This is a genomic window from Bradyrhizobium sp. USDA 376 (genome assembly GCF_054063675.1).
The window spans coordinates 2,281,236-2,301,283 of record NZ_JBSSGN010000001.1; the positions used below are offsets into that span (position 1 = coordinate 2,281,236).

A 20,048-nucleotide genomic window follows, 5' to 3' on the forward strand; every position below is an offset into this window, starting at 1 on the left:
ACGACACCTTGTACGTCGTCCGTCACATTGACGCTACCTAGATCGTCAGTATACTGTCAATCAACAAAACGATCGGGAGCAGCAACCATGGAAGCCGTGACCAAGACGCCGGAACGCGAGGCGTTTTACAAGAAGATCGACGGCGAAAATCTCACCGCGCTGTGGACGGTGATGAGCGACCTGATCACGCCGGAGCCGAGGAGCGCCTGCCGGCCGCACCTCTGGAAGTTCGACGTCATCCGCGACTACATGACGGAGGCCGGCAAGCTCATCACCGCCAAGGAAGCCGAGCGGCGCGTGCTGGTGCTGGAGAACCCGGGCCTGCGCGGACAGTCCAAGATCACCACCTCGCTCTATGCCGGCGTGCAGATGGTGGTGCCCGGCGACGTCGCGCCTGCCCATCGCCACAGCCAGTCGGCGCTGCGCTTCGTGCTCGAAGGCAAGGGCGCCCACACCGCGGTGGACGGCGAGCGCACCGCGATGGAGCCCGGCGACTTCATCATCACACCGTCCATGACCTGGCACGATCATTCCAATGAGACCAGCGAGCCGATGTTCTGGCTCGACGGGCTCGACATCCCGCTGGTGCAGTTCTTCGACTGCTCCTTCGCCGAAGGCTCGAAAGAGGACCAGCAGAAGATCACCAAGCCTGTGGGCGACAGCTTTGCGCGCTACGGCCACAATCTGCTGCCGGTCGATGTGAAGCGCAGCTCGAAGACCTCGCCGATCTTCAGCTATCCCTACGCCCACACTCGCGAGGCGCTGGAGAAAGCGAAAACGCGCCAGGAGTGGGACGCCTGCCACGGGCTGAAGTTGAGGTTCAGCAATCCCGAGACCGGCGATTTCGCGATGCCTACCATCGGCACCTTCATCCAGCTGCTGCCGAAGGATTTTAACACCGCGCGCTATCGTTCGACCGACGCCACCGTGTTCTGCCCGATCGAAGGCCGCGGCCGCAGCCGCATCGGCGACGCGGTGTTCGAATGGGGTCCGCGCGATCTGTTCGTGGTGCCGAGCTGGCACTGGGTCACGCACGAGGCGGAGGAAGATGCCGTGCTGTTCAGCTTCTCGGATCGGCCGGTGCAGCAGAAGCTGGATTTGTTTCGCGAGGATCGCGGGAACGCGTGACGGTCACCGGTCTCGTAGGGTGGGCAAAGGCGCACTTGCGCCGTGCCCACGTCTTCGCGACTCATGAAGGAATGGTGGGCACGCTTACGCTTTGCCCACCCTACGGCGGCGGTGATAGCGGCTACCGCCAGTGCAACAGGCGCGTCTCCAGCCAGCCGATCACCTTGCCGACCGCCAGCCCAAACACCGACAGGATCACCACGCCCGCAAGCAGCTGATCGGTCTGCATCAGATTGCCGGCCTGCAGCACGAAGGCGCCGATGCCGTATTGCGCGCCGATCATCTCGGCACTGACGACGAGCAGCAGGGCCACGGACGCGGTGATGCGGAAGCCGGCGAGGATCGCCGGCAGCGCGCCCGGCCAGATCACCTTGCGCACGATGGTGACGAAGGGAACGTTGAAACTCTGCGCCATGCGGATGAGGTTGCGCGGCACCGCATCGACGCCGCTATAGACCGAGATCGCGGTCGAGAAGAACACGCCAAGCGCAATGGTCGCGATCTTCGGCTCTTCGCCGATGCCGAGCCAAAGAATGAGCAGCGGCAACAGCGCGATCTTCGGAATCGGGAACAGCGCCGAGATGAAGGTGATGCCGACGCTGCGCGCCAGCCGCGACAGCCCGATGGCGAAGCCGACGGCGACGCCGGCCGCCGTTCCCAGCACCCAGCCGACGCCGATGCGCAGGAGCGAGGCCGACAGATGCTGCCACAGCGCGCCCGAGATCGCGAGCTGGTAGATCGCGCGCGCGATCGCAGAGGGCGTCGGCAGGAACAGCGCATTGACGAGGCCGGCGCTGCCGGCGGCCTGCCAGACCGCGATGACCAGCGCGAGCGCGATCCAGCCGCCGAACCGACTGCTGGCGGGCACGAATCCGGCGCCGCGAAAACGAACGCGGCGCGTCGCTTCGTCCTTCGGGGCCACGTCGCTCGTCGCGCGATCAAGCATGCTGGACCTCGCGCTCGGCATCGATCGCCTCGTTGCGGATCAGCGACCAGATCTGGTTCTGCAGCGCAAGTAGCATTTCCCGCGCCGCCGCCTCGCCGCGCGCCGCGCGCGTCATCGGCACGGTGACGACCTCGCGGATGCGGCCGGGCCTACGCGACAGCACCACGATGCGATCCGCGAGCCGGGCCGCCTCTTCGAGATTGTGCGTGACGTAGACCGCGCCCATGCCGCCGTCAGCGAGCAGGCGGACGAAATCCTCCATCAGCAGCTCACGCGTCTGCGAATCCAGCGCCGACAGCGGCTCGTCCATCAGCAGGATCGCAGGCTTGACCGCAAGCGCACGCGAGATGCCGACGCGCTGGCGCATGCCGCCGGAGAGCTGCTTTGGATAGGTCTGGCGAAAATCGGTCAGCCCGGTGCGGCGCAGGGCGTCCTCGACCAGCGCGCGGCGCTGCGCAGCCGAGAGCTGGGTGTGCAGCAGCGGGAATTCGACGTTCTCCTCCACCGTGGCCCAGGGCAGCAGCGCAAAATCCTGGAACACGAAGGTGAGCGGATTGAGGCTGTCCGCCGGCGGCGCCCCGCGCAGCTCGGGCGCACCCGAGGTCGGCTGCAACAGCCCGCCGAGGATCGACAGCAGCGTGCTCTTGCCGCAGCCGGACGGACCGACGATCGCCACCACCTCGCCCGCACTGAGGGTGAAGGAGACGTCGTCGAGCACGGCGAGATCGCCGAAGCGGTGGGTGATGTGGTTGGCGATCAGGTCCATGCGCGCGCTCCTCTCGATCCGTCATCCTGAGGTGCGAGCATCGCGATGCGAAGGCATCGCGATGGGAGCCTCGAAGGATGAGCGGCCCCGCCGCATCCGGGCCGTGCACCCTTCGAGGCTCGCCTTGCGGAAGAGCGCAAGTCGAGCACCTCAGGGTGACGGGGATGGTTGGGAGCGCGCAGCATCAATCCGCCTTCACATAATCCTTGGCGATGATCGCATTCGCGTCAAAGCCCTTATCGGCAAAGCCCTGCTCCTGCAGCCATTTGATCTGGTTGTCGACGTTCTTCACGTCCAGCTTGCCGTCGGGATCGATATAGGCGCAGTTGCCGACCACCTGCTCGACCGGCAGGTTGGTGTATTTTGCGATGATCTCCAAAAGCGGTTTCGTCTGCTCGTTGATCGGGGCTGTGCCGTCCTTCATCGCGGCGAGGATGACGTCGTGATATTCGCGGTCGGCTTTCGCGAGCGCGGCGAGAAATTTCGTCACCAGCGCCTTGTTGCTCAGCGTCTTCGGCGAGGCGAACACCGCGCCCAGTTGCCAGGGCGTTTCGTCGCCGACCCAACCCAGAAACTTCGCGCCGCCCTCGTCCATCAGTTTTCGCGCCGTCGAGATCGGCAGCAGCGCGGCATCGACGGTCTCGCCCTTGAGCGCGGCGGCCGCGTTCGACAGCGATTGCAGCGGCACGATCTTCACGTCCGCAAGCTTGAAGCCGTATTTGTCGGCGAGCAGGCCGAGCGAATAGTGGAAGCTTGATCCGACCTGCGTCATCGCCACCCGCTTGCCCGCAAGATCCTTCGGCGTCTTCAGACCGCTCGCATAGGCGTTGTTGCTGGCGAAATACCCGATCAGGGGATAGCCTGCTTTCTCGCGGCTCATGCCGCCGATCACCTTCAGCGTGCCCTTGCCGGCGAGATTGTAGAGACCGGCGGTGAAGGCGGTGACGCCGAAATCGACGTCGCCCGAGGTCGTCGCGACCGCGATCGGCTGCGCCGCATCAAAGAACTTCAGCTCGACATCGAGGCCGGCGTCGCGAAAGTAGCCCTTGTCCTGCGCGATGAAGACAGGCGCGGAGGACGACAGGCGGAGCACGCCGACCTTGGCCTTCAGCGCGTCCTCGGCGCGCGCCGTGCCCATCGCCATGATCGCCAACAGGCCGGCAGCTGCGAGCCGTGCAATTCCGATCATCCCGTTTCCTCTCGTGTTTGTCTTGCAGTCCGTTACAGGCCCTCGGGCACCACCTGGTCCCGCCCGATGAAGGCGCCCTGTTGTTTCAACGTTTCCTGCAATTTTTCAATGGGGATTTCGCGTGGAATGCGGTTTCCGGAGAGCGCCAGCGCGGCAGCGGAACCTGCCGCCTCGCCCATCACGAAACAGGCACCGGAGACCCGTGCCGCCGACTGGCCTTCATGGGTCATCGAGGCACAGCGGCCGGCGACCAAGAGATTGTCGACGCCCTCGGGCACCAGCATCCGGTACGGCAGCTCGTTATAGCCGCGGGATTCCGGGATCGGCGGGAAGGTGAAGACGACATCGCCGGGAACGTGAGCCTCGATCGGCCAGCCGTTGACCCCAATCGAGTCCTCGAACGAGGCGCAGCCGAGCACGTCCTCGCCGCTGAGCTGGTAGCCGCCCCTGATGCGGCGGGTCTCGCGGATGCCGAGCTGCGGCGGCAAATCGACGATGTAGGATTTTTCAAAGCCCGGCACGGTGCTACGCAGGAACTCGTACGCGGCGAGCGCCTGCTTGCGGCCTTCGATCTCACCGCGGGTGAGATCGTCGGGCTCGATGCCGTTGATGGCGTGGCCATCCTCGCGCGCGACTTGCGTAAAATTCACCCGCCATTCGATGCCGGATTTTTGCGGCCGCACGATCGCGCTCTTGCGCGGGAATGTGTGCGTGCCGGCCGCGAGCGCCTTTTCCATCAATTGCGGGATGGTCCGCCAGGCCTCGCCCGCCTTCTCGGGATCGACACCGTTGAGACGGAGCATCATCGACGGATAAAGCGGGTGACCGTGCTCGTCGCCGATCTCGAAGGGCGCGCCGGCCCACACGGCGAGATCACCATCGCCGGAACAATCGATAAAAATCTCGGCGCGCACCGCCTGCCGGCCGGCCTTGGTCTCGACCAGCAACGCATCGATGCGGCTGTCATCGCCCATCACCACGCCGGCGCCGAGCGCATGGAAGAGGATGTGCACCCCGTGGCTCGCGAGCAGTTGATCGGCCGCGATCTTGTAGGCCGCGGTGTCATAGGCCTGGGCGAAGACCTTGCCGAGGATCAGATGCGGCGTGTTGAGGCCGTTGAGCAGATCGATGCGTGCCAACAGCTCGGACGCCATGCCCTGCACCAGCCGGTGCGCCTTGCCGTAGACATTGCCGTGCAGGCCGCAAAAGTTAGTGACGCCGGCGGCAGTGCCCATGCCGCCGAGAAAGCCATAACGCTCGATCAGCAGCGTCTTCCGTCCCGCGCGCGCCGCAGAGGCCGCCGCGATAATGCCGGCGGGACCGCCGCCGAGCACCACGACTTCATACTCGCCGTAGAGCGGCACTTTGCGCGCTGGTTCTTCGATCGTCGTGGCCCGCATGGCGCGTCCCTTCCCAAATTCCTTGCTTGGGGGCGACTATGAATTAACGCGCAGCGGGCTACAATCCACCAAAATATGCGATCAGCTTTCGCGAATCGAGAAAGGTCAAAATGGACATCCTCGTGAACCTCCAGGCCTTCCTCGCCACCGCGGATGCCGCCGGCTTCTCTGCCGCGGCACGCAAGCTCAACGTCTCGACCTCGGTCGTCGCCAAGCGCGTCACGCAACTGGAGGCGCGGATCGGCACGCCGCTGTTTCACCGCTCGACACGGCAATTGCGTCTCACCGAGGCCGGCCAGCGCTATGTGCATCGCGCGCGCGGCGTCGTTACCGATGCCACGGACCTGCTCTCGCGCATGGGCGAGAAGGGCCACGATCTCGTCGATCACCTGCGCATCAAGGCGCCGACCTCGCTGACGGTGGCGCGCCTTGCCGACGCCTTCAGCGCGTTCCAGACCCAGAACCCGCGGCTGAAACTCGAGATCGTGCTGATCGATCGCCCGGTCGATCCCGTGACCGAAGGCTTTGACATCGCCATCGGCGCCTTCCCGCATTCCTTCGGCGGCGTGGTCGACGAGCCGCTGTGTCTGCTGAAGCGGCTGCTCTGCGCCTCGCCTGCATACTTAAAGAAGCACGGCACGCCAAAACATCCGCGCGACCTCGTCGAGCATCGCTGCCTCAGTTTTCTGCCGACCGGACCGGAATGGACCTTTGACGGCCCTCGCGGCCGCATCAGCATCCAGGTCAGCCCATTGCTGTCCTCCAACGAGGGCCACGTGCTGGCGCGCAGCGCGATCGCCGGCAACGGCATCGCGCTGATGTCGCATTACCTCGTGGCGGATGCCTTGCGTGACGGCAGGCTGAAGCCGGTGCTGCGCGACTTTCCGATTCCGGAATTGTGGGTGAAGGCCGCGATTCCGGAGCGACGGCGCAATGCGGCCGCGGTGCAGGCACTGCTGACCCTGCTGAAGACGTCACTGGCGCCGTCGCTGTGAGCCACATCTTGCGTCACAAGATGGCGGTTGCCCTCAGGCAGCGGACCTGAGAGAAGAGCCGTCGCGCTCCACTGTCATCGCCCGGCTTGACCGGGCGATCCAGTATTCCAGAGAGGTCAAACGTGTACGGAGAGGCCGCGGCGTACTGGGTCGCCCGGTCAAGCCGGGCGACGACAAGCACCTTGGTTCAACAAATGGATTCGACGCTTTTGAAATTCGCCCTGCCCGTCCTGATCGCTTTCGCGATCTGCACCACCCCCGCCTCCGCCCTGGAGCAAAACTGCCGCTTCATCCAGGCCAAGCTTGATCGCGAGGCCTGCTACAAGCGGCAGGAGGAAGAGCTCGCCGCGAAACGCAAGCCGGCACCTGTTACCGACGAGAGCACGACGCTCGAATCGATGCGCCAGATGCGGCAGGACGACGACGCCGTCTATCGCAGCATCAACAACATCTGCCGCGGCTGCTGACGCTCAGCCTTTGCTGCCACCCCACTTCGCCGCCCGCTTCTCGGCGAACGACGCCAGTCCCTCCGCCGCCTCGGCGCTCTGGCGCTTGACCGAGTGCAGGTGCACGAGCCGCTTGTAGGCGGCATCGTCCATCGCCATGCCCCCGAACGAGCTCTCCAGCGCCAGCCGCTTGGTTTCAGCCATCGCCTCCGGCCCGTTGGCTAGCAATTGCTCGACCACCTTGCTGCCTGCGGCCTCCAGCTCGGCGAGCGGCACCACCTCGTGCACCAAGCCGATACGGCGGGCGTCCTCGGCGCCGAAGCGCTCGCCGGTGAGAGCGTAGCGGCGGACTTGCCGGACGCCGATGGCGTCGCAGAGCTGCGGGATGATGATCGCGGCGGTCAGGCCCCAGCGCACTTCGGTGATGGAGAACAGGGCGTTGTCCGCGGCAATCACGACATCGCAGGCCGCGATCACGCCGGTGCCGCCGCCGAAGCAGCCGCCCTGCACCAGGGCAACCGTCGGGACGGCCAAGGTGTTGAGCCGCTGCACGGCTTCGAAAGTCGCCCGCGAGGCCGCCTCGTTGGCCTCAGCCGATTGCGGCCGCACGCCATTGATCCATTTGAGGTCGGCGCCGGCCTGAAAATGCTTGCCGTTGCCCCTGAGAACGACGACCCGCAAGGCCGGCTTCTTAGCCAGCTCGTCCATGGCCGCCAGCACGCCTGATATCAGCGCGCCGTCATAGGCGTTGTTCACCTCCGGCCGGTTCAACGTGACGGTCGCAACCCCGCGTTCATCGAGGCTCCACAGGACGGGGCTGGCAGTCATCGGCGATCCTCCGGTTGTTTGCCGCGCACTATGGCCGAGGCCGCGCGCCTTGATCCATATCTTTCCGGCGTAGGGCAGCCGCGTCCATCGCATGGCGGCTTGTGTCATGCTGCCGCCTGATGGCACCAAGGGATCAGGGACGGGATCAACATGCGCATCTGCATTTTCGGCGCGGGCGCCGTCGGCAGCCATATCGCAGTACGGCTGGCGCGCGCCGGCCATGAGGTCAGTTGCGTGATGCGGGGCGCGCATCTGGAGGCGGTGCGCGCGAACGGCCTCAAGCTGCGGGTCGGCGATTCCGAGGTTTCCGCCAAGGTGAACGCGTCAGGGGATCCGGCCCAGCTCGGCCCGCAGGACGTCGTGATCTCCACGCTGAAGGCGACCGCGCTGACGGGACTGGTCTCCGCCATCAAGCCGCTGCTGCAGGACGACACCGCCATCGTGTTCGCGCAGAACGGCATTCCCTGGTGGTACGGCATCGGCCTGCCACCCCGGCACCCGACACCGCCGGACATTTCCTTTCTTGATCCCGGCGGCCGCCTGCGCGCCTGCATTCCGAAAGAGCGGATCATCGGCGGCGTCATCTTTTCCTCCAACGAGGTGACCGCGCCCGGTGTGGTGCAGAACCTCACGCCGGACCGCAACCGCCTCCTGATCGGCGAATGCGACGATCGCAATTGCGAGCGGATCACCAAGCTCCGCAACGTCCTCAACGACGCCCGGCTGGAATCGCCGCCGGTAGCCGAGATCCGGGAGGCGATCTGGTCAAAGCTGCTGACCAACATGTCGCTGTCGGTGCTGTGCCTGCTCACCGGCCAGACCGCGCGCGGGGTACGCGACGACCCCGCCTTTGCGGACGTCATTCCGCGCATGCTGAACGAGGCCAACGACATCGCCCAGCACTTCATCCCCGAGGTCAAGCGCGTCACCCGCAGCGGCCCCGCCCCCAACCACAAGCCGTCGCTGCTGCAGGATTACGAGCTCGGCCGCGCCATGGAGATCGACGTGCTGGTGAGAGCGCCGGCCGCCTTCGCGCGCACCGCCGGCCTGTCGACGCCGACGCTTGACCTGATCGCCGCGCTGGCGATCCAGAAGGCCCGCGACAAGGGGCTTTATTCGGCGTGAAGCGCATGCGCTTCACGTTATCTTTTGGAGCATGATCTTCTCGGAAAACCGCCGCGCACTTTCCCGGATCATGCTCGTGCCTCAGGCGAGCCCATCGATCCAGGCGGCGAGCGTGTCGAGCACCTCGGTAAGCGCCTCATCGTTGGTGCGGCCGGACTTCTTGAGCACCGCAAACGAGTGATCGCCGCCTTCGACCTCATGCAGCATCGCCTTCGGGCCGAGCTTCTCGACGACAGGCTTGAGGTAGCTCAGATCCGCAAGCCCATCGCGCGTGCCTTGCAGGAACAGCATCGGGATAGCAATACCGGCGAGATGCTCGGCGCGCTCGGACGACGGCTTCTTGTCGGCATGCAGGGGGAAACCGAGAAAGGCGAGCCCTTTGACATCAGGCAATGCAGCCTTGGACTGCGCCTGCGAGGTCATGCGGCCACCGAACGACTTTCCACCCGCCACAAGCTTGAGACCGGGGCAGCGCCGCGCCGCCTCCGCGACCGCCGCGCGGATGGCGGCGTGCGCAACCGCCGGCTGGTCGGGACGTCCCTTTTTCTCTTCCATGTAGGGAAAATTGAAGCGGAGCGTCGCAATGCCGCGCTCGGCGAGCCCTTCTGCGGTCTTCTCCATGAAGGAATGCCGCATGTCCGCGCCCGCGCCGTGCGCGAGGACGTAGCAGGCGCGCGCATGAGCCGGCAGCGTCAGGATCGCCGAGACCGTGCCGCTGCGTTCGATGTCGAGCTTGAGCTCTTGAGTTTTGGTCGCCACAATCAGCCATCCCGACAGACGCTGTTACGGCCGCCTTGGTAGCGTCACCGGCGCAGCCTGAAAACACAATAATTGCCGCCGCGGCCTGGCCTACCAAGCCGGAACTGCGCATCAACCGAGGTAACCATGTCCTACCGCTCCTCCTGGATGACCGAAGAGCTCGAAATCTTCCGCGACCAGTTCCGGAAATATCTTGCCAAGGATCTGGCCCCGCATGCGGAAAAATGGCGCGAGCAGAAGATGGTCGACCGCTTCGCCTGGCGCGGGCTCGGCGAGATGGGTGCGCTGCTGGCGAGCGTGCCGGAGGAATATGGCGGCCTGGGTGCGACCTTCGCCTATGACGCTGCCGTGCTGGACGACCTCGAAAGCACCGTGCCGGAGCTGACCACCGGCGTCTCCGTGCACAGCGCCATCGTCGCGCACTACATTCTCAATTACGGCTCGGAGGAGCAGAAGAAGCGCTGGCTGCCGAAGATGGCCTCGGGCGAGATGGTCGGCGCCATCGCCATGACCGAGCCCGGCACCGGCTCGGACCTGCAGGCCGTCAAGACCACCGCGAAGAAGCAGGGCAATTCCTACGTCATCAACGGCCAGAAGACGTTCATCACCAACGGCCAGGCCGCCGATCTCGTCATCGTGGTCGCCCGCACCGGCGAGGTCGGCGCCAAAGGCATTTCGCTGATCGTGGTCGAGACCGCGGGTGCGGACGGCTACAAGCGCGGACGCAACCTCGACAAGATCGGCCTGCACGCCTCCGACACCTCGGAGCTGTTCTTCGACAACGTGACCGTGCCGCCGGAAAACCTGCTCGGCAAGGAAGAGGGCCAGGGCTTTGTGCAGCTGATGCAGCAATTGCCGCAGGAGCGCCTCGCGCTCGCGGTCGGCGCCGTCGCCTCGATGGAGCGCGCTGTTAAACTCACCACCGAGTACACCAAGGAGCGGAAGGCGTTCGGCAAGCCGCTGCTGGATTTCCAGAACACCGCCTTCACGCTCGCCGAGCGCAAGACCGAGGCGATGATCGCCCGCGTCTTCGTCGACTGGTGCATCGAGCGGCTGATCGAAAAAGATCTCGACACCGTGACGGCGTCGATGGCGAAATACTGGTGCTCGGACAAGCAGGTGCAGACCGCGGACGAATGCCTCCAGCTGTTCGGCGGCTATGGTTACATGCAGGAATACCCGATCTCGCGCATCTTCATCGATTCCCGCATCCAGAAGATCTATGGCGGCACCAACGAGATCATGAAGCTGTTGATCGCGAGGTCGCTGTAGCTGTGCTCCACCTCGGGCGAAGGACGTTTGAGGCAATGTGGCTTCCACAAAAGACACTGTCGTCCCGGCGAAGGCCGGGACCCATAATCACAGGAAGCAGTTTGGCGAAGACTCGTCGTTCAGTACTACTACCACCAACAATCGATAGATTCCGCGGTATGGGTCCCGGCCTTCGCCGGGACGACGGGCGGGGCAACGGCATTTGCCACGAGCCGCTGCCGCCCATCTACCTCATCCGCTTGTCGGCGGCGACGAAGTCGATGAAGGTCCGCACCTTCGCGGAGAGATATTTGCGGCTCGGATAGACCGCGAGCAGGCGTCCCTCGAAGATGACCACGTCAGGCAGGATGTGCAGGAGACGTCCGGCGGCGATGTCCTCGGTGACCAGCCATTTCGGCAGGAAGGCGAAGCCCATGCCTTCCAGCGCCGCCATGTGCAGCAGCGTTTCGTTGCCGCTGCGCAGGACCGGGTTGAGCTTGACTGTCTCGACCGTGCCGTTCGTGTTCAGCGAGAAGCTCTCGCCCGGATAAAGCGCGTAGTGCAGCAGGGCCTGGCCGGAGAGATCGGCGAACGTCTTCGGGCGGCCCGCGCGCTTGAGGAAGGCCGGGGCGGCCACCATGTAGAACGGCACGTTGGTGATGGGGCGCGCGATCAGCGCCTCATCAGGCTCGCCCGTCGCGCGCAAGGCGAGATCAAAGCCCTCCTCGACCAGATTGACGAGGCGCCCGCTGAGATCGATGTCGAGCCGCACCTCGGGATAGCGCGCCTGGTAGTCCGCCAGCACGCCCGCGAAGATCTTGTTCGCCATCCACACCGGCGCGGTCAGCCGCAGCGTGCCGCGCGGAACGACGGTCGCGTTGCTGACGGCGGCCTCCACCTCGTCGAGCGAGTCCAGCATCTGACGCGCCTGCTCGAAATAGAGCGCACCGCTCTCGCTCAGGCTGACGCGCCGGCTGGTCCGGTTAAGCAGCCGCGTGCCCAGCCGCTTCTCGAGCTGCATCACATGCTTGCTCGCCATGGCAGGGGAGATGCGCAGGCGCTGCGCCGCGGTCGCAAAGCTCTTCAGCTCGGCGACCAGGCAGAACACTCTCATACTGACCAGGGAATCCATGAGATCATCAACATCCAGGAAAGGAACTGCTCCCGGAACCGATAATGATCAAAAACGGTGAAACTATCAAATGGTGGCAACCCTCACCTCTTGGAGAACCACCATGTCCGCCACCACCCTCGAGACCGCCACACCCGGCCGCGCCCTTCGCATCGGCCTCTGGGCCGCCCAAATCGTCCTCGCCCTTGTCTTCATCTCGGCGGGGTTCGTGAAGCTGACCACGCCGATTCCCCAGCTGGCCGCGATGATGCCCTGGGCCGGGCAGTATTCCGAGACGTTCGTCCGCTCCATCGCGCTGGTCGATCTCGCCGGCGGCATCGGCATCCTGCTGCCGGCCCTGACGCGGATCCTGCCGCGGCTTACGGTGCTGGCCGCGCTCGGCTGCTCGGTGCTGCAGGTGATTGCCCTCCTCTTCCACCTCTCGCGCGGTGAGGCCGCGGTTGCACCGCTCAATGTCGTCCTGCTGGCGCTCGCCGTGTTCGTGCTGTGGGGACGCAACAGCAAGGCCCCGATCGCGCCGCGCCAGTTCTGACCGGCAGGAGCGCCGTCGCCATGATCCCTGCCAATGGATGGTCCCGCAGGGGCCTGCTCGCCGGCACCGCGATCCTCACGGCCGGCGGCACCGCCGCGGCCAAGGAGGATCGCCTCGCTGAGGGCGTCGTGATCCTGATCGACAGCAACGAGCCCTATGTCATGGGTCACGCGATCAGCTACTCGGCCAACCTGTCCAAGCATTTTTCGGACAGGGGCGCGCGGCTGCTGATCGAGGTCGTCGCCAACGGCAAGGGCATCGACGTCTTCCGCGCCGACAAGACCCCGCTGGTCGAGCCGCTGGCGACGCTGCGGCAGTCGCTGCCCAATCTCAGCTACAGCATGTGCGCCTCGTCAAAGACGATCGCGGAAGCCAAGGAGCAGATCTCGATTCCGCTGATCCCAGGTGCGAGCCTCGTCCCGTTCGGGATCGGCCGCGTCGTCGATCTGCAACTGAAGGGCTGGGCCTATATCCATGCGTAAGCCGGCGCGCGAAAGCGTTGCGCTGTCGCGGCGATCGATCCTGATGGCCGCGGCAGCCTCTCTCGCTGTCCCGCACGCCAGCGGCGCGCAGGACAGCTGGCCGCCGGTATTCGAGGCCGGCCGCAGCCAGTTCACACTGGTGCGGCCGCGCGCGATGATGCCACAGCTCAGGCTTCAGGACGTGCACGGCAAGGACGTCACCGTGGCGGCAAAGCCGGGCCGCGTCACATTGGTGAACTTCTGGGCGACCTGGTGCGCGGCCTGCAAGCTCGATCTGCCGATGCTCGCAAGCCTTGCGGGGTCGCGGACCGACCGGCTCGACGTGATCGCGATCTGCACGGACACGAAGGACCTGCGCAAGATCCGCACGTTTCTCGGCGGCCTCGCCGTGCAGAACCTCGCCTGCTATGCCGACAGCTATGGCGTGGCAGCCGAAGCATCGACCGCGACGTTCTCGCTGGTCGGCATGCCCATCACCTATCTGGTCGGAACGAGCAGCCGCATCGAAGGCTACATCGCGGGCGCGCCCGACTGGCTCTCGCCGGCGGGCGCGCGGATCCTGCAATTCTATCGCGAGCAGGGTTAGTGCTGCCTCAATTCGGATGCCACCAGCGGCCGCCGATGACGACGCCCTCCGAGACGATCTTCCTGTCGCCGATCAGGTGCTCGCCGACGACGTCCTCGTAGTCGAACTGGCCCTGCTTCACCGAAATCAGCGTGGCGTCGCCGACGCTGCCCGGCTTGAGGCTGCCGAGCTCGGGACGGCGTAGCGCCATCGCGGCATTCACCGTCGAGGCCGCGACGACGTCGGACAGCTCCATGCCCATGCACAGGAACTTCGACATGGTCGTGACCTGGTCGAAGGCCGGGCCGTCGATGCAGAGCTGATGGATGTCCGAGGAAATCGTGTCCGGATAGAAGCCGTTGGCGAGCATGGCGCGCGCGGTCTTGAACGCGAACGAGCCCTTGCCGTGGCCGATGTCGAACAGCACGCCGCGCTCACGCGCGTCCAGCACCACCTTCTTCACCGTGCCCTGCGCGGTCGCCGGCGTATTGGGGAAGGGACGGAACGCATGGGTGAGAACGTCGCCGGGGCGCAGGCGGGCGAGCACGTCCTCATAGCTCGGCGGCGGATGATCGATATGCGCCATCAGGGGCATGCCGACTTCGTTGGCGACCTCGAGCGCGATGTCGAGCGGCACCAGTCCCGAGGTGCCCGAAGAATGCAAGCCGACGCGCACCTTGATGCCGACGATGAGATCGCGGTTGGCATCGGCCACCTTGGCCGCCTCGATCGGATTCATCAATCGCAGCTCCTCGCTCTCACCCACCATGATCCGGTGCGAGAAGCCGAAGATGCCGGCGTGCGAGACGTGCAAATAAGCGAGGATGCGGACCTGGCTCGGCTCGATCACATGCTTGCGGAAGCCGGCGAAATTGCCGGGCCCGGCACTGCCGGTGTCCACCGCCGTGGTGACGCCGGACAGGCGGCAGAATTCCTCGGCATCGATGCCGAGCGAGGTGCCGCCCCAATAGACATGGGTGTGGAGATCGATCAGCCCCGGCGTCACGATGAATTGCGAGACATCGCGCACCTCCGTGCCCGGATCCGCCTTGAGCCCAGTGCCGATCGCGGCGACCTTGCCGCCCGAAAATGCGACATCCGTCACGGCATCGAGCTTCTGAGAGGGGTCGACGACCCGCCCGCCGCGCAGGATCAAGTCAAAAGGCATCATGGTCTCCGGATTGTGGCAAGGCATTGCAGGGTTACTGGCAGGAGGCCCAGGCAGGTCTCTGCAATTCTCCCTGTTAGCAATTTTCGCGCCCGCTGAGCAAACCGGTGTGCATGGCGGTTACGCTCCCGGCACGTGCAAGTCGTGGGGCGGTGTGAGCGTGGCTTCCACGTGCGAAGCTGAAACATCCGGGGCCTATCGAAAAGACTGCGCGAGCGCATCCGGCGAGCATGCGGGCGGTGGCACGTCACCGGCCAGCGTCCGGCGCAAGCTGAGTCGCAGCCGAAATCATGTAGCTGGAGAAAAATGATGCAACGATTGAAATTGCTTGGCGTGATCGCCCTTTGCGCAGTCCTGGCGCCGGGAACGGCTGCGTCTGCACGCGGCGGCGGGCATGGAGGCGGTGGCGGACATTTCGGAGGCGGCGGCGGATTTCACGGCGGTGGACATTTCGGAGGCGGAGGCTTCCGTGGCGGAGTTGCTCACTTCCGGCACGGTATCGGCTTCCATGGCGATCATGCCTGGCTCGGACATCGTCATCGCCACGCATGGGTGTATGGCGGAGGTCTTGGTCTTGGAGCCTTGGCATTGGGCGCGTATTCGGCCTGGCCTTACTATGACGGTTACGACGACGGCCTCTACGCTGATGACAGCGCCCCTGCCGATGCCACTGCCTCCTATTGCGCGCAAAAGTATCGCTCGTACGACCCGGCTTCGGGCACATATCTCGGCTACGACGGCAAGCGGCACCCCTGCCCATAGCCAGGCGTGACTGGGAGCCGTGCTCACCGGCACTCAGCAATCCCTGAGGTCGCCGGCGACGCACGGCTCGAAGCGCACGCACATCGCTATTCGATATTCCAAATCAGCGGCACGAAGCCAAGCCGTTGCAAAAATGGCGATCCCGGGATGACTCGAACATCCGACCTACGGTTTAGGAAACCGCCGCTCTATCCGGCTGAGCTACGGGACCGCGGAACCCGTGGGTACGGGTTCGATCCCGTCATAGCAGAGCAAAATGCGGTTCGCCAGCCGTCTGGCGGGCCAGACCATCGTCAACCTGAACGGGGCGGCTATACAATCGCTTCCAGGCCCCTCTCGGCGGAGCAGATCACATGATCGAAAGCATCAGCGCCATCACGCTCGGCACGCATGACATGGCGCGCGCCGTGCACTTCTACCGGTCGCTCGGGTTCGAGCTCCTGTATGGCGGCGAAGCCGCGGCCTTCACCAGCTTTCGCGCCGGCACCGGCTATCTCAACCTGACGGCGCAGCCGGACGACAAGCGCTGGTCCTGGTGGGGCCGCGTCATCTTCCATGTCGCCGATGTCGACGGGACCTACGAGCGCGCACGCGCCGCCGGATGGCAGCCGTCGACCGCGCCGCGCGATGCCGAATGGGGTGAGCGCTACTTCCATCTCACCGACCCCGACGGCCATGAGCTCAGTTTCGCACGGCCGTTGTCCTGACCGAATAAGTCGCATCTGCTGACGTTCCAACGTGCAAGTAGCGCTGTCTCAGCCGCCGTGGCAAGCTCGGCGCGGTTTCCTCAAGCTCCAACCAGGGAGGACGACCATGGTAACCTATGTCGTGCTGGGAAACTTCACTGATCAGGGAGTCCGCAACGTCAAGGACTCGCCGAAGCGGGCCGAAGCCTTCAAGGAGATGGCCAAGACGTTCGGAGTGACCGTGAAAGAGATCGTCTGGACGCAGGGACGATATGACGTTGTAACCGTTCTCGAGGCTCCAGATGAGGCTGCCGCGATGTCGCTCAGCCTTAGTCTCAGCGCACTCGGCAATGTCCGCACCGAAACGCTGCGCGCGTTTTCGGCGGCAGATATGACGAAGATCGTCGGCAACATGCTCTGACGCTCAAGCCTGCGCGACCGCACTGGACCCGGAATGGCAATCCCGGGACTACGCGTCTCACGCCCTGATGTTGTTGTCCTTCACCACCTTGCCCCAATAGGCGACCTGCTTGTCGAAGAAGGTCTTGAAGGCAGCACCGTCCTGGAGCAGCAGCGTCATGTGCTGGGTGTCCTTGAGCTGGGCGGCGGTCGCGGGCTCGCTCAGGATCTCCTTTGAGGCCGTCGCCATGGCCGACACGATGTCGGGCGGCGTGCCTGCGGGCGCAAAAATGCCCCACCAGGCCAGCGTCTCGAAATCCGGAAAGCCCGCCTCGATCGCGGTCGGTGTATCCGGCAGGGCCGGCAGCCGCTCGCGGCCGAGCTGCAGGAGCGGCCGCAGCATGTTGGTGCCGAGCTGGGCGGCAACCAGCGCCGCCGATCCCGCGATCAGATCGACATGGCCGCCGAGCACGTCGTTCATCGCCGGGCCGCCGCCGCGATAGGGCACGTGCATGATCTCGACCCCGGCCTTGCTGCCAAGCACGGTCATGGCGAGGTGGCCGAGCGTGCCGATGCCGACGGAAGCGTATTTCACCGCACCCGGCGTCGCCTTGCAGGCCGCAACCACGTCGGCAAAACTCTTGTAGGGACGGCCCGCGCCTGCCGCGATGACGTAAGGCGCGGTGCCGATCAGCAGCACCGGCATCAGCTCGCGCTCGACATCGACCGGCGGCTTGTCGAGGATCGACGGAATCACCGCATGCGAGTCGAACGTGACCAGGAACGTCGAGCCGTCGGCCGGGCTTTTGGCGACCTGCGCCGCACCGAGCGCACCGGCGGCGCCCGACTTGTTCTCGACCAAGACGATGCGGTTGAGTTTTGTCTGCAGGTTGCTCTGAAGCAGCCGCGCCATCGCATCGGTCGATCCGCCCGGCGGAAACGGCACCACCAGCGTGATCTTTGAAGCCTGCGCGCTTGCCGGTGCCATCGCGAGGATGGCGGGCGCGGCCAGCAGCGCCCGTCTTGTGATCGTCATGGTCTCCCTCCCTTTTTGTTTCTCGCGCTTTGCTTTTTTGCTTTTAAGCGCTCAGGTCGTGCCGAAACCCGACCCCGGTTTTCTGTATTCTGGCCGAGGTGGACTGAAGATGTCCAGCACGCGGGCGCCTTCGGGGCCGGCGCGCATGGTGTGCGGCACATTGCCGGGCGTGCGCCAGAAATCGCCCTTCTTCACCGGGATTTCCTCATCGCCCTGGACCCGGATCGCGGAGCCGTCGAGCAGCACGCCCCATTGCTCCTCGGGATGATGATGCAGCGTACCCTGTGCATGCGGCGCCAGCGTCACCACCGACAGCATCGCCTGCTCGCCGGAGAAGATGCGCGTGGTCACCCCCGCTGCGAGCTCGCGGAACAGCCCGTCGCTGGGATCGTCGATGTTGTGGAATTCTTCGTCCTTCTGGCTCACGCCATCCTCCCCTTCGTTCTTCTCTGGTCAGGCTTTGCCATAGGAGCCCTGGTAGCGGCCCTCGCGGATCGCCTTCATGGTTTCCTCCTCGCGTGCGACCTGGGCACGCACCGCTTCCAGCAGCGCCGCGGCGCTGGCGGCCGGAAACGACACCACGCCGTCCTCGTCGCCGACCACGATGTCGCCGGGCGAGATCACGCTGCCGCCGATCGTCACCGGCACGTTGATCTCGCCGGGGCCGTTCTTGTAGGGGCCGCGATGGATCACGGCGCGGGCGTAGCAGGGGAAATCGTCCGCCGCGAACGCCGCGACGTCGCGGATCGCGCCGTCGATCACATAGCCTTCGGCTTTGCGCCATTGCGCGATGTTCTTCATGATCTCGCCGACCAGCGCCCGTGTCTCGTCGCCGCCGCCATCGACCACGATGACGTCGCCGGGCCCGACCAGATCCAGCGCGCGGTGGATGGCGAGATTGTCGCCGGGCCGGGTGCGCACGGTGAACGCCGTCCCCACCAGCTTGCCGCCGCGATGATAGGGTTTTAGCCCCACCGCGCCCGGCAGCCGGGCCAGATTGTCCGAGATGACCGAGGTCGGCGCACCGCGAAAGCCCTCGATGATATCCGCCGGCGGCTTCGGCACGCTGTTCGCTGCGATCGTGATCGTCATGTCAGAGAGTCCTTTCGTGAATTTTCTTACCCAGCATGCGCCCGCGCCTTCGCCGGCAAAATCCGGAAGGGGCGCCCTTGCTTCATCCACGCCGCGCGCTCGTCGCGCAACAGGCTTCTTGGCGGCACCTCGGGGTGAGGCGCTCGCGGCGCGAAGTGTAACAGCGACAGCCGCGCCTTCAAGACATCAGCGCTCCGCACCGCAGCCCGGAGTGTCGAACAGCGCCGCGAGCCCGCATTTCGAGGTCAGCATCCTGTCGCCGTCATGGCCGATGCCGGGGACATCCCAGACCCGGTGATTGGGCGTGCCGTGGTCGCGCCTGGCCATCGCATCGGCATAGGCGTGGCCGCGGGCGTAGCGCGTGGGGCCTTGCGCCTCGGCCATGCAGCTCTTGTCCAGCGCGGATTGTTTTGGATTGGTGTCGAGCGTGCCGAGCAGGTAGATCACCTCGCGCTCGACATAGCGCTGCTCGAGTGCCGCAGGTGTCGCGTCCGCGAGATAGGGCGGACGGTCGCCCATGCCGTATTTCCAATTGTTGTAGCCCGGGCAGGATGCGGCAACCTTCGGCAAGGGCCGCTCCGTGCTGAAATAGGCATAGGACGAGGGATTGGCGACGACATAGCGGATGTCGATATGCTGGCGCAGCAGTGGCGCCTCGCCCTTGCCCGCGATCGCATAGCGCTGCACGACCTGGCCGCCGCCGGAATGGCCGGCGACCACGACCTGCTTCAGGTTCGGAAAGACGCGCCGGTCCGAGAGTTTTGCCAGGATCGCGTCGAGCGCCTCGAAGGACGACACCGGATTCGGCGCAAGCGCGGCATCGCCGCCCTCCCAGCCCTCGAGCGACCAGCGCAGCGTGTCCGCGGGTAGCTTGTGCGCTTCGATATCGATCTCCGCCAGGAACTGCGGGACGATCATCAGCGCGCTCTTGCCGTCGTCGCCCGCCGCGGCCTGCGCATTGTTGGCCGATATGTAGTATTCGTCGGCATTGCGCAGCCGTCCATGCAGCACGATGACCGCGCGCGAAATTGCGGGCAGCGGCATCGACCAGTCGCGGGAGAGGTAAAGCGGCAGCATGCCCCGCCCGCCGACCGAGAGCCGCGCATCGCCGATCGCCTTCACCGGCTTGCGGTTAGGTGCATCCTCGTCCGCTGCGACGGCATGGCTGCAAGTCAGCATCAGGGCGAGTGCGGCAAGTCGGGCCAGCGCTCTCATCACGGAGATTCCCCCTCGGATTCAAATCGATAAAAGTCTAAGCGCATCACGTGCCGCGCGGCTGTGACTCCCGCGCCACGTCAAGCAAAAAATGTCAGCATCACAGCCATGAAATTCCCGGGTTCCATGGGTGACAAGCCGGCGAT

At 65.2% G+C, this 20,048-nt stretch carries 24 protein-coding genes and 1 tRNA gene; 11 read left to right on the plus strand and 14 right to left on the minus strand.

What is annotated here, in order from left to right:
* Window positions 1-87: 87 nt before the first annotated feature.
* Window positions 88-1,128: a gentisate 1,2-dioxygenase gene (gene gtdA / locus ACVJ19_RS10730; RefSeq protein WP_453949175.1), complete on the plus strand. Its 1,041-nt coding sequence runs from the start codon at window positions 88-90 to the stop codon at window positions 1,126-1,128.
* A 121-nt stretch (window positions 1,129-1,249) separates the two neighbouring features.
* Here the strand turns inward: gtdA and ACVJ19_RS10735 are convergent, their stop codons facing one another.
* The 4 genes from ACVJ19_RS10735 to ACVJ19_RS10750 form a co-directional block, all read right to left on the minus strand.
* On the minus strand, window positions 1,250-2,074 hold the full coding sequence (locus ACVJ19_RS10735) for an ABC transporter permease (protein WP_453949174.1): 825 nt from the start codon (window positions 2,072-2,074) through the stop codon (window positions 1,250-1,252).
* Window positions 2,067-2,840 carry an ABC transporter ATP-binding protein gene (locus ACVJ19_RS10740; protein WP_453949173.1) on the minus strand — a complete coding sequence of 258 codons (774 nt, stop codon included), beginning with the start codon at window positions 2,838-2,840 and terminating at the stop codon, window positions 2,067-2,069. The genes ACVJ19_RS10735 and ACVJ19_RS10740 overlap by 8 nt, the downstream gene beginning before the upstream one ends.
* A 184-nt stretch (window positions 2,841-3,024) precedes the next feature.
* Window positions 3,025-4,029: an ABC transporter substrate-binding protein gene (locus ACVJ19_RS10745; protein ID WP_453949172.1), complete on the minus strand. Its 1,005-nt coding sequence runs from the start codon at window positions 4,027-4,029 to the stop codon at window positions 3,025-3,027.
* Between the two features lie 32 nt (window positions 4,030-4,061).
* On the minus strand, window positions 4,062-5,429 hold the full coding sequence (locus ACVJ19_RS10750) for an FAD-dependent oxidoreductase (protein WP_453949171.1): 1,368 nt from the start codon (window positions 5,427-5,429) through the stop codon (window positions 4,062-4,064).
* Window positions 5,430-5,539: 110 nt separating this feature from the next.
* Between ACVJ19_RS10750 and ACVJ19_RS10755 the strand changes: the two genes are divergently transcribed.
* Together ACVJ19_RS10755 and ACVJ19_RS10760 are read left to right on the plus strand one after the other, a co-directional pair.
* Window positions 5,540-6,424, plus strand: coding sequence for a LysR family transcriptional regulator (locus tag ACVJ19_RS10755; protein WP_453949170.1), 885 nt, complete (start codon window positions 5,540-5,542; stop codon window positions 6,422-6,424).
* A 194-nt stretch (window positions 6,425-6,618) separates the two neighbouring features.
* Window positions 6,619-6,891 carry a hypothetical protein gene (locus ACVJ19_RS10760; RefSeq protein ID WP_453949169.1) on the plus strand — a complete coding sequence of 91 codons (273 nt, stop codon included), beginning with the start codon at window positions 6,619-6,621 and terminating at the stop codon, window positions 6,889-6,891.
* 3 nt (window positions 6,892-6,894) lie between these two features.
* Here the strand turns inward: ACVJ19_RS10760 and ACVJ19_RS10765 are convergent, their stop codons facing one another.
* Window positions 6,895-7,698 carry an enoyl-CoA hydratase-related protein gene (locus ACVJ19_RS10765; protein WP_453949168.1) on the minus strand — a complete coding sequence of 268 codons (804 nt, stop codon included), beginning with the start codon at window positions 7,696-7,698 and terminating at the stop codon, window positions 6,895-6,897.
* Between the two features lie 150 nt (window positions 7,699-7,848).
* Here ACVJ19_RS10765 and ACVJ19_RS10770 point away from each other — a divergent pair, with 150 nt between their 5' ends.
* Entirely contained in the window at window positions 7,849-8,823 is a 975-nt protein-coding gene (locus ACVJ19_RS10770) for a ketopantoate reductase family protein (protein WP_453949167.1), read from the plus strand.
* Window positions 8,824-8,904: 81 nt separating this feature from the next.
* Here the strand turns inward: ACVJ19_RS10770 and ACVJ19_RS10775 are convergent, their stop codons facing one another.
* A complete protein-coding gene (locus tag ACVJ19_RS10775; RefSeq protein WP_453949166.1) occupies window positions 8,905-9,582 on the minus strand; it encodes an alpha/beta hydrolase family protein in 678 nt (225 codons plus the stop codon).
* Window positions 9,583-9,708: 126 nt separating this feature from the next.
* Between ACVJ19_RS10775 and ACVJ19_RS10780 the strand changes: the two genes are divergently transcribed.
* The gene (locus ACVJ19_RS10780) at window positions 9,709-10,854 is read left to right on the plus strand and encodes an acyl-CoA dehydrogenase family protein (protein WP_453949165.1); all 1,146 of its coding nucleotides are present in this window, start codon (window positions 9,709-9,711) and stop codon (window positions 10,852-10,854) included.
* Between the two features lie 226 nt (window positions 10,855-11,080).
* Here ACVJ19_RS10780 and ACVJ19_RS10785 read toward each other — a convergent pair whose 3' ends face one another.
* Window positions 11,081-11,965 carry a LysR substrate-binding domain-containing protein gene (locus tag ACVJ19_RS10785; protein WP_453949164.1) on the minus strand — a complete coding sequence of 295 codons (885 nt, stop codon included), beginning with the start codon at window positions 11,963-11,965 and terminating at the stop codon, window positions 11,081-11,083.
* 103 nt (window positions 11,966-12,068) lie between these two features.
* Here ACVJ19_RS10785 and ACVJ19_RS10790 point away from each other — a divergent pair, with 103 nt between their 5' ends.
* The 3 genes from ACVJ19_RS10790 to ACVJ19_RS10800 are packed head-to-tail and all read left to right on the plus strand — an operon-like array spanning window position 12,069 to window position 13,565.
* Window positions 12,069-12,497 carry a DoxX family protein gene (locus ACVJ19_RS10790; RefSeq protein WP_453949163.1) on the plus strand — a complete coding sequence of 143 codons (429 nt, stop codon included), beginning with the start codon at window positions 12,069-12,071 and terminating at the stop codon, window positions 12,495-12,497.
* Between the two features lie 20 nt (window positions 12,498-12,517).
* Window positions 12,518-12,979: a DsrE family protein gene (locus ACVJ19_RS10795; RefSeq protein ID WP_453949162.1), complete on the plus strand. Its 462-nt coding sequence runs from the start codon at window positions 12,518-12,520 to the stop codon at window positions 12,977-12,979.
* Window positions 12,972-13,565 (plus strand): TlpA family protein disulfide reductase, encoded by a 594-nt coding sequence (locus ACVJ19_RS10800; protein WP_453949161.1) that lies wholly within the window; start codon window positions 12,972-12,974, stop codon window positions 13,563-13,565. The genes ACVJ19_RS10795 and ACVJ19_RS10800 overlap by 8 nt, the downstream gene beginning before the upstream one ends.
* A gap of 7 nt (window positions 13,566-13,572) precedes the next feature.
* Here ACVJ19_RS10800 and ACVJ19_RS10805 read toward each other — a convergent pair whose 3' ends face one another.
* Both ACVJ19_RS10805 and ACVJ19_RS10810 read right to left on the minus strand, forming a co-directional pair.
* A complete protein-coding gene (locus tag ACVJ19_RS10805) occupies window positions 13,573-14,712 on the minus strand; it encodes an amidohydrolase/deacetylase family metallohydrolase (RefSeq protein ID WP_453955113.1) in 1,140 nt (379 codons plus the stop codon).
* Between the two features lie 288 nt (window positions 14,713-15,000).
* Window positions 15,001-15,231 (minus strand): hypothetical protein, encoded by a 231-nt coding sequence (locus ACVJ19_RS10810; RefSeq protein WP_453949160.1) that lies wholly within the window; start codon window positions 15,229-15,231, stop codon window positions 15,001-15,003.
* Between the two features lie 33 nt (window positions 15,232-15,264).
* On the opposite strand from ACVJ19_RS10810, the gene ACVJ19_RS10815 reads away from it, so the two are divergent.
* Window positions 15,265-15,474: a BA14K family protein gene (locus ACVJ19_RS10815; protein WP_456739522.1), complete on the plus strand. Its 210-nt coding sequence runs from the start codon at window positions 15,265-15,267 to the stop codon at window positions 15,472-15,474.
* A gap of 134 nt (window positions 15,475-15,608) precedes the next feature.
* Here the strand turns inward: ACVJ19_RS10815 and ACVJ19_RS10820 are convergent.
* Window positions 15,609-15,685, minus strand: a tRNA-Arg gene (locus ACVJ19_RS10820).
* Window positions 15,686-15,827: 142 nt separating this feature from the next.
* On the opposite strand from ACVJ19_RS10820, the gene ACVJ19_RS10825 reads away from it, so the two are divergent.
* The gene (locus ACVJ19_RS10825; protein WP_453949158.1) at window positions 15,828-16,181 is read left to right on the plus strand and encodes a VOC family protein; all 354 of its coding nucleotides are present in this window, start codon (window positions 15,828-15,830) and stop codon (window positions 16,179-16,181) included.
* Between the two features lie 106 nt (window positions 16,182-16,287).
* Window positions 16,288-16,581 carry a GYD domain-containing protein gene (locus ACVJ19_RS10830; RefSeq protein WP_453949157.1) on the plus strand — a complete coding sequence of 98 codons (294 nt, stop codon included), beginning with the start codon at window positions 16,288-16,290 and terminating at the stop codon, window positions 16,579-16,581.
* A 57-nt stretch (window positions 16,582-16,638) separates the two neighbouring features.
* On the opposite strand, the gene ACVJ19_RS10835 is transcribed toward ACVJ19_RS10830, so the two are convergent.
* The 4 genes from ACVJ19_RS10835 to ACVJ19_RS10850 form a co-directional block, all read right to left on the minus strand.
* Entirely contained in the window at window positions 16,639-17,595 is a 957-nt protein-coding gene (locus ACVJ19_RS10835) for a tripartite tricarboxylate transporter substrate-binding protein (protein ID WP_453949156.1), read from the minus strand.
* Between the two features lie 51 nt (window positions 17,596-17,646).
* Window positions 17,647-18,021: a cupin domain-containing protein gene (locus ACVJ19_RS10840; RefSeq protein ID WP_453949155.1), complete on the minus strand. Its 375-nt coding sequence runs from the start codon at window positions 18,019-18,021 to the stop codon at window positions 17,647-17,649.
* Window positions 18,022-18,048: 27 nt separating this feature from the next.
* A complete protein-coding gene (locus tag ACVJ19_RS10845; protein WP_453949154.1) occupies window positions 18,049-18,687 on the minus strand; it encodes an RraA family protein in 639 nt (212 codons plus the stop codon).
* 186 nt (window positions 18,688-18,873) lie between these two features.
* Window positions 18,874-19,902, minus strand: coding sequence for an alpha/beta hydrolase (locus tag ACVJ19_RS10850; RefSeq protein WP_453949153.1), 1,029 nt, complete (start codon window positions 19,900-19,902; stop codon window positions 18,874-18,876).
* Window positions 19,903-20,048: the final 146 nt, after the last annotated feature.

What these genes read in the sequence shown, in the direction of transcription:
- gtdA (WP_453949175.1), top strand. Translation starts at nt 88, where the DNA reads ATGGAAGCCGTGACCAAGACGCCGGAACGCGAGGCGTTTTACAAGAAG.
- ACVJ19_RS10735 (WP_453949174.1), bottom strand. Translation starts at nt 2,074, where the DNA reads ATGCTTGATCGCGCGACGAGCGACGTGGCCCCGAAGGACGAAGCGACG.
- ACVJ19_RS10740 (WP_453949173.1), bottom strand. Translation starts at nt 2,840, where the DNA reads ATGGACCTGATCGCCAACCACATCACCCACCGCTTCGGCGATCTCGCC.
- ACVJ19_RS10745 (WP_453949172.1), bottom strand. Translation starts at nt 4,029, where the DNA reads ATGATCGGAATTGCACGGCTCGCAGCTGCCGGCCTGTTGGCGATCATG.
- ACVJ19_RS10750 (WP_453949171.1), bottom strand. Translation starts at nt 5,429, where the DNA reads ATGCGGGCCACGACGATCGAAGAACCAGCGCGCAAAGTGCCGCTCTAC.
- ACVJ19_RS10755 (WP_453949170.1), top strand. Translation starts at nt 5,540, where the DNA reads ATGGACATCCTCGTGAACCTCCAGGCCTTCCTCGCCACCGCGGATGCC.
- ACVJ19_RS10760 (WP_453949169.1), top strand. Translation starts at nt 6,619, where the DNA reads ATGGATTCGACGCTTTTGAAATTCGCCCTGCCCGTCCTGATCGCTTTC.
- ACVJ19_RS10765 (WP_453949168.1), bottom strand. Translation starts at nt 7,698, where the DNA reads ATGACTGCCAGCCCCGTCCTGTGGAGCCTCGATGAACGCGGGGTTGCG.
- ACVJ19_RS10770 (WP_453949167.1), top strand. Translation starts at nt 7,849, where the DNA reads ATGCGCATCTGCATTTTCGGCGCGGGCGCCGTCGGCAGCCATATCGCA.
- ACVJ19_RS10780 (WP_453949165.1), top strand. Translation starts at nt 9,709, where the DNA reads ATGTCCTACCGCTCCTCCTGGATGACCGAAGAGCTCGAAATCTTCCGC.
- ACVJ19_RS10785 (WP_453949164.1), bottom strand. Translation starts at nt 11,965, where the DNA reads ATGGATTCCCTGGTCAGTATGAGAGTGTTCTGCCTGGTCGCCGAGCTG.
- ACVJ19_RS10790 (WP_453949163.1), top strand. Translation starts at nt 12,069, where the DNA reads ATGTCCGCCACCACCCTCGAGACCGCCACACCCGGCCGCGCCCTTCGC.
- ACVJ19_RS10795 (WP_453949162.1), top strand. Translation starts at nt 12,518, where the DNA reads ATGATCCCTGCCAATGGATGGTCCCGCAGGGGCCTGCTCGCCGGCACC.
- ACVJ19_RS10800 (WP_453949161.1), top strand. Translation starts at nt 12,972, where the DNA reads ATGCGTAAGCCGGCGCGCGAAAGCGTTGCGCTGTCGCGGCGATCGATC.
- ACVJ19_RS10805 (WP_453955113.1), bottom strand. Translation starts at nt 14,712, where the DNA reads ATGCCTTTTGACTTGATCCTGCGCGGCGGGCGGGTCGTCGACCCCTCT.
- ACVJ19_RS10810 (WP_453949160.1), bottom strand. Translation starts at nt 15,231, where the DNA reads ATGATCGCCATGGAAGCCGATACCGTGCCGGAAGTGAGCAACTCCGCC.
- ACVJ19_RS10825 (WP_453949158.1), top strand. Translation starts at nt 15,828, where the DNA reads ATGATCGAAAGCATCAGCGCCATCACGCTCGGCACGCATGACATGGCG.
- ACVJ19_RS10830 (WP_453949157.1), top strand. Translation starts at nt 16,288, where the DNA reads ATGGTAACCTATGTCGTGCTGGGAAACTTCACTGATCAGGGAGTCCGC.
- ACVJ19_RS10835 (WP_453949156.1), bottom strand. Translation starts at nt 17,595, where the DNA reads ATGACGATCACAAGACGGGCGCTGCTGGCCGCGCCCGCCATCCTCGCG.
- ACVJ19_RS10845 (WP_453949154.1), bottom strand. Translation starts at nt 18,687, where the DNA reads ATGACGATCACGATCGCAGCGAACAGCGTGCCGAAGCCGCCGGCGGAT.
- ACVJ19_RS10850 (WP_453949153.1), bottom strand. Translation starts at nt 19,902, where the DNA reads ATGAGAGCGCTGGCCCGACTTGCCGCACTCGCCCTGATGCTGACTTGC.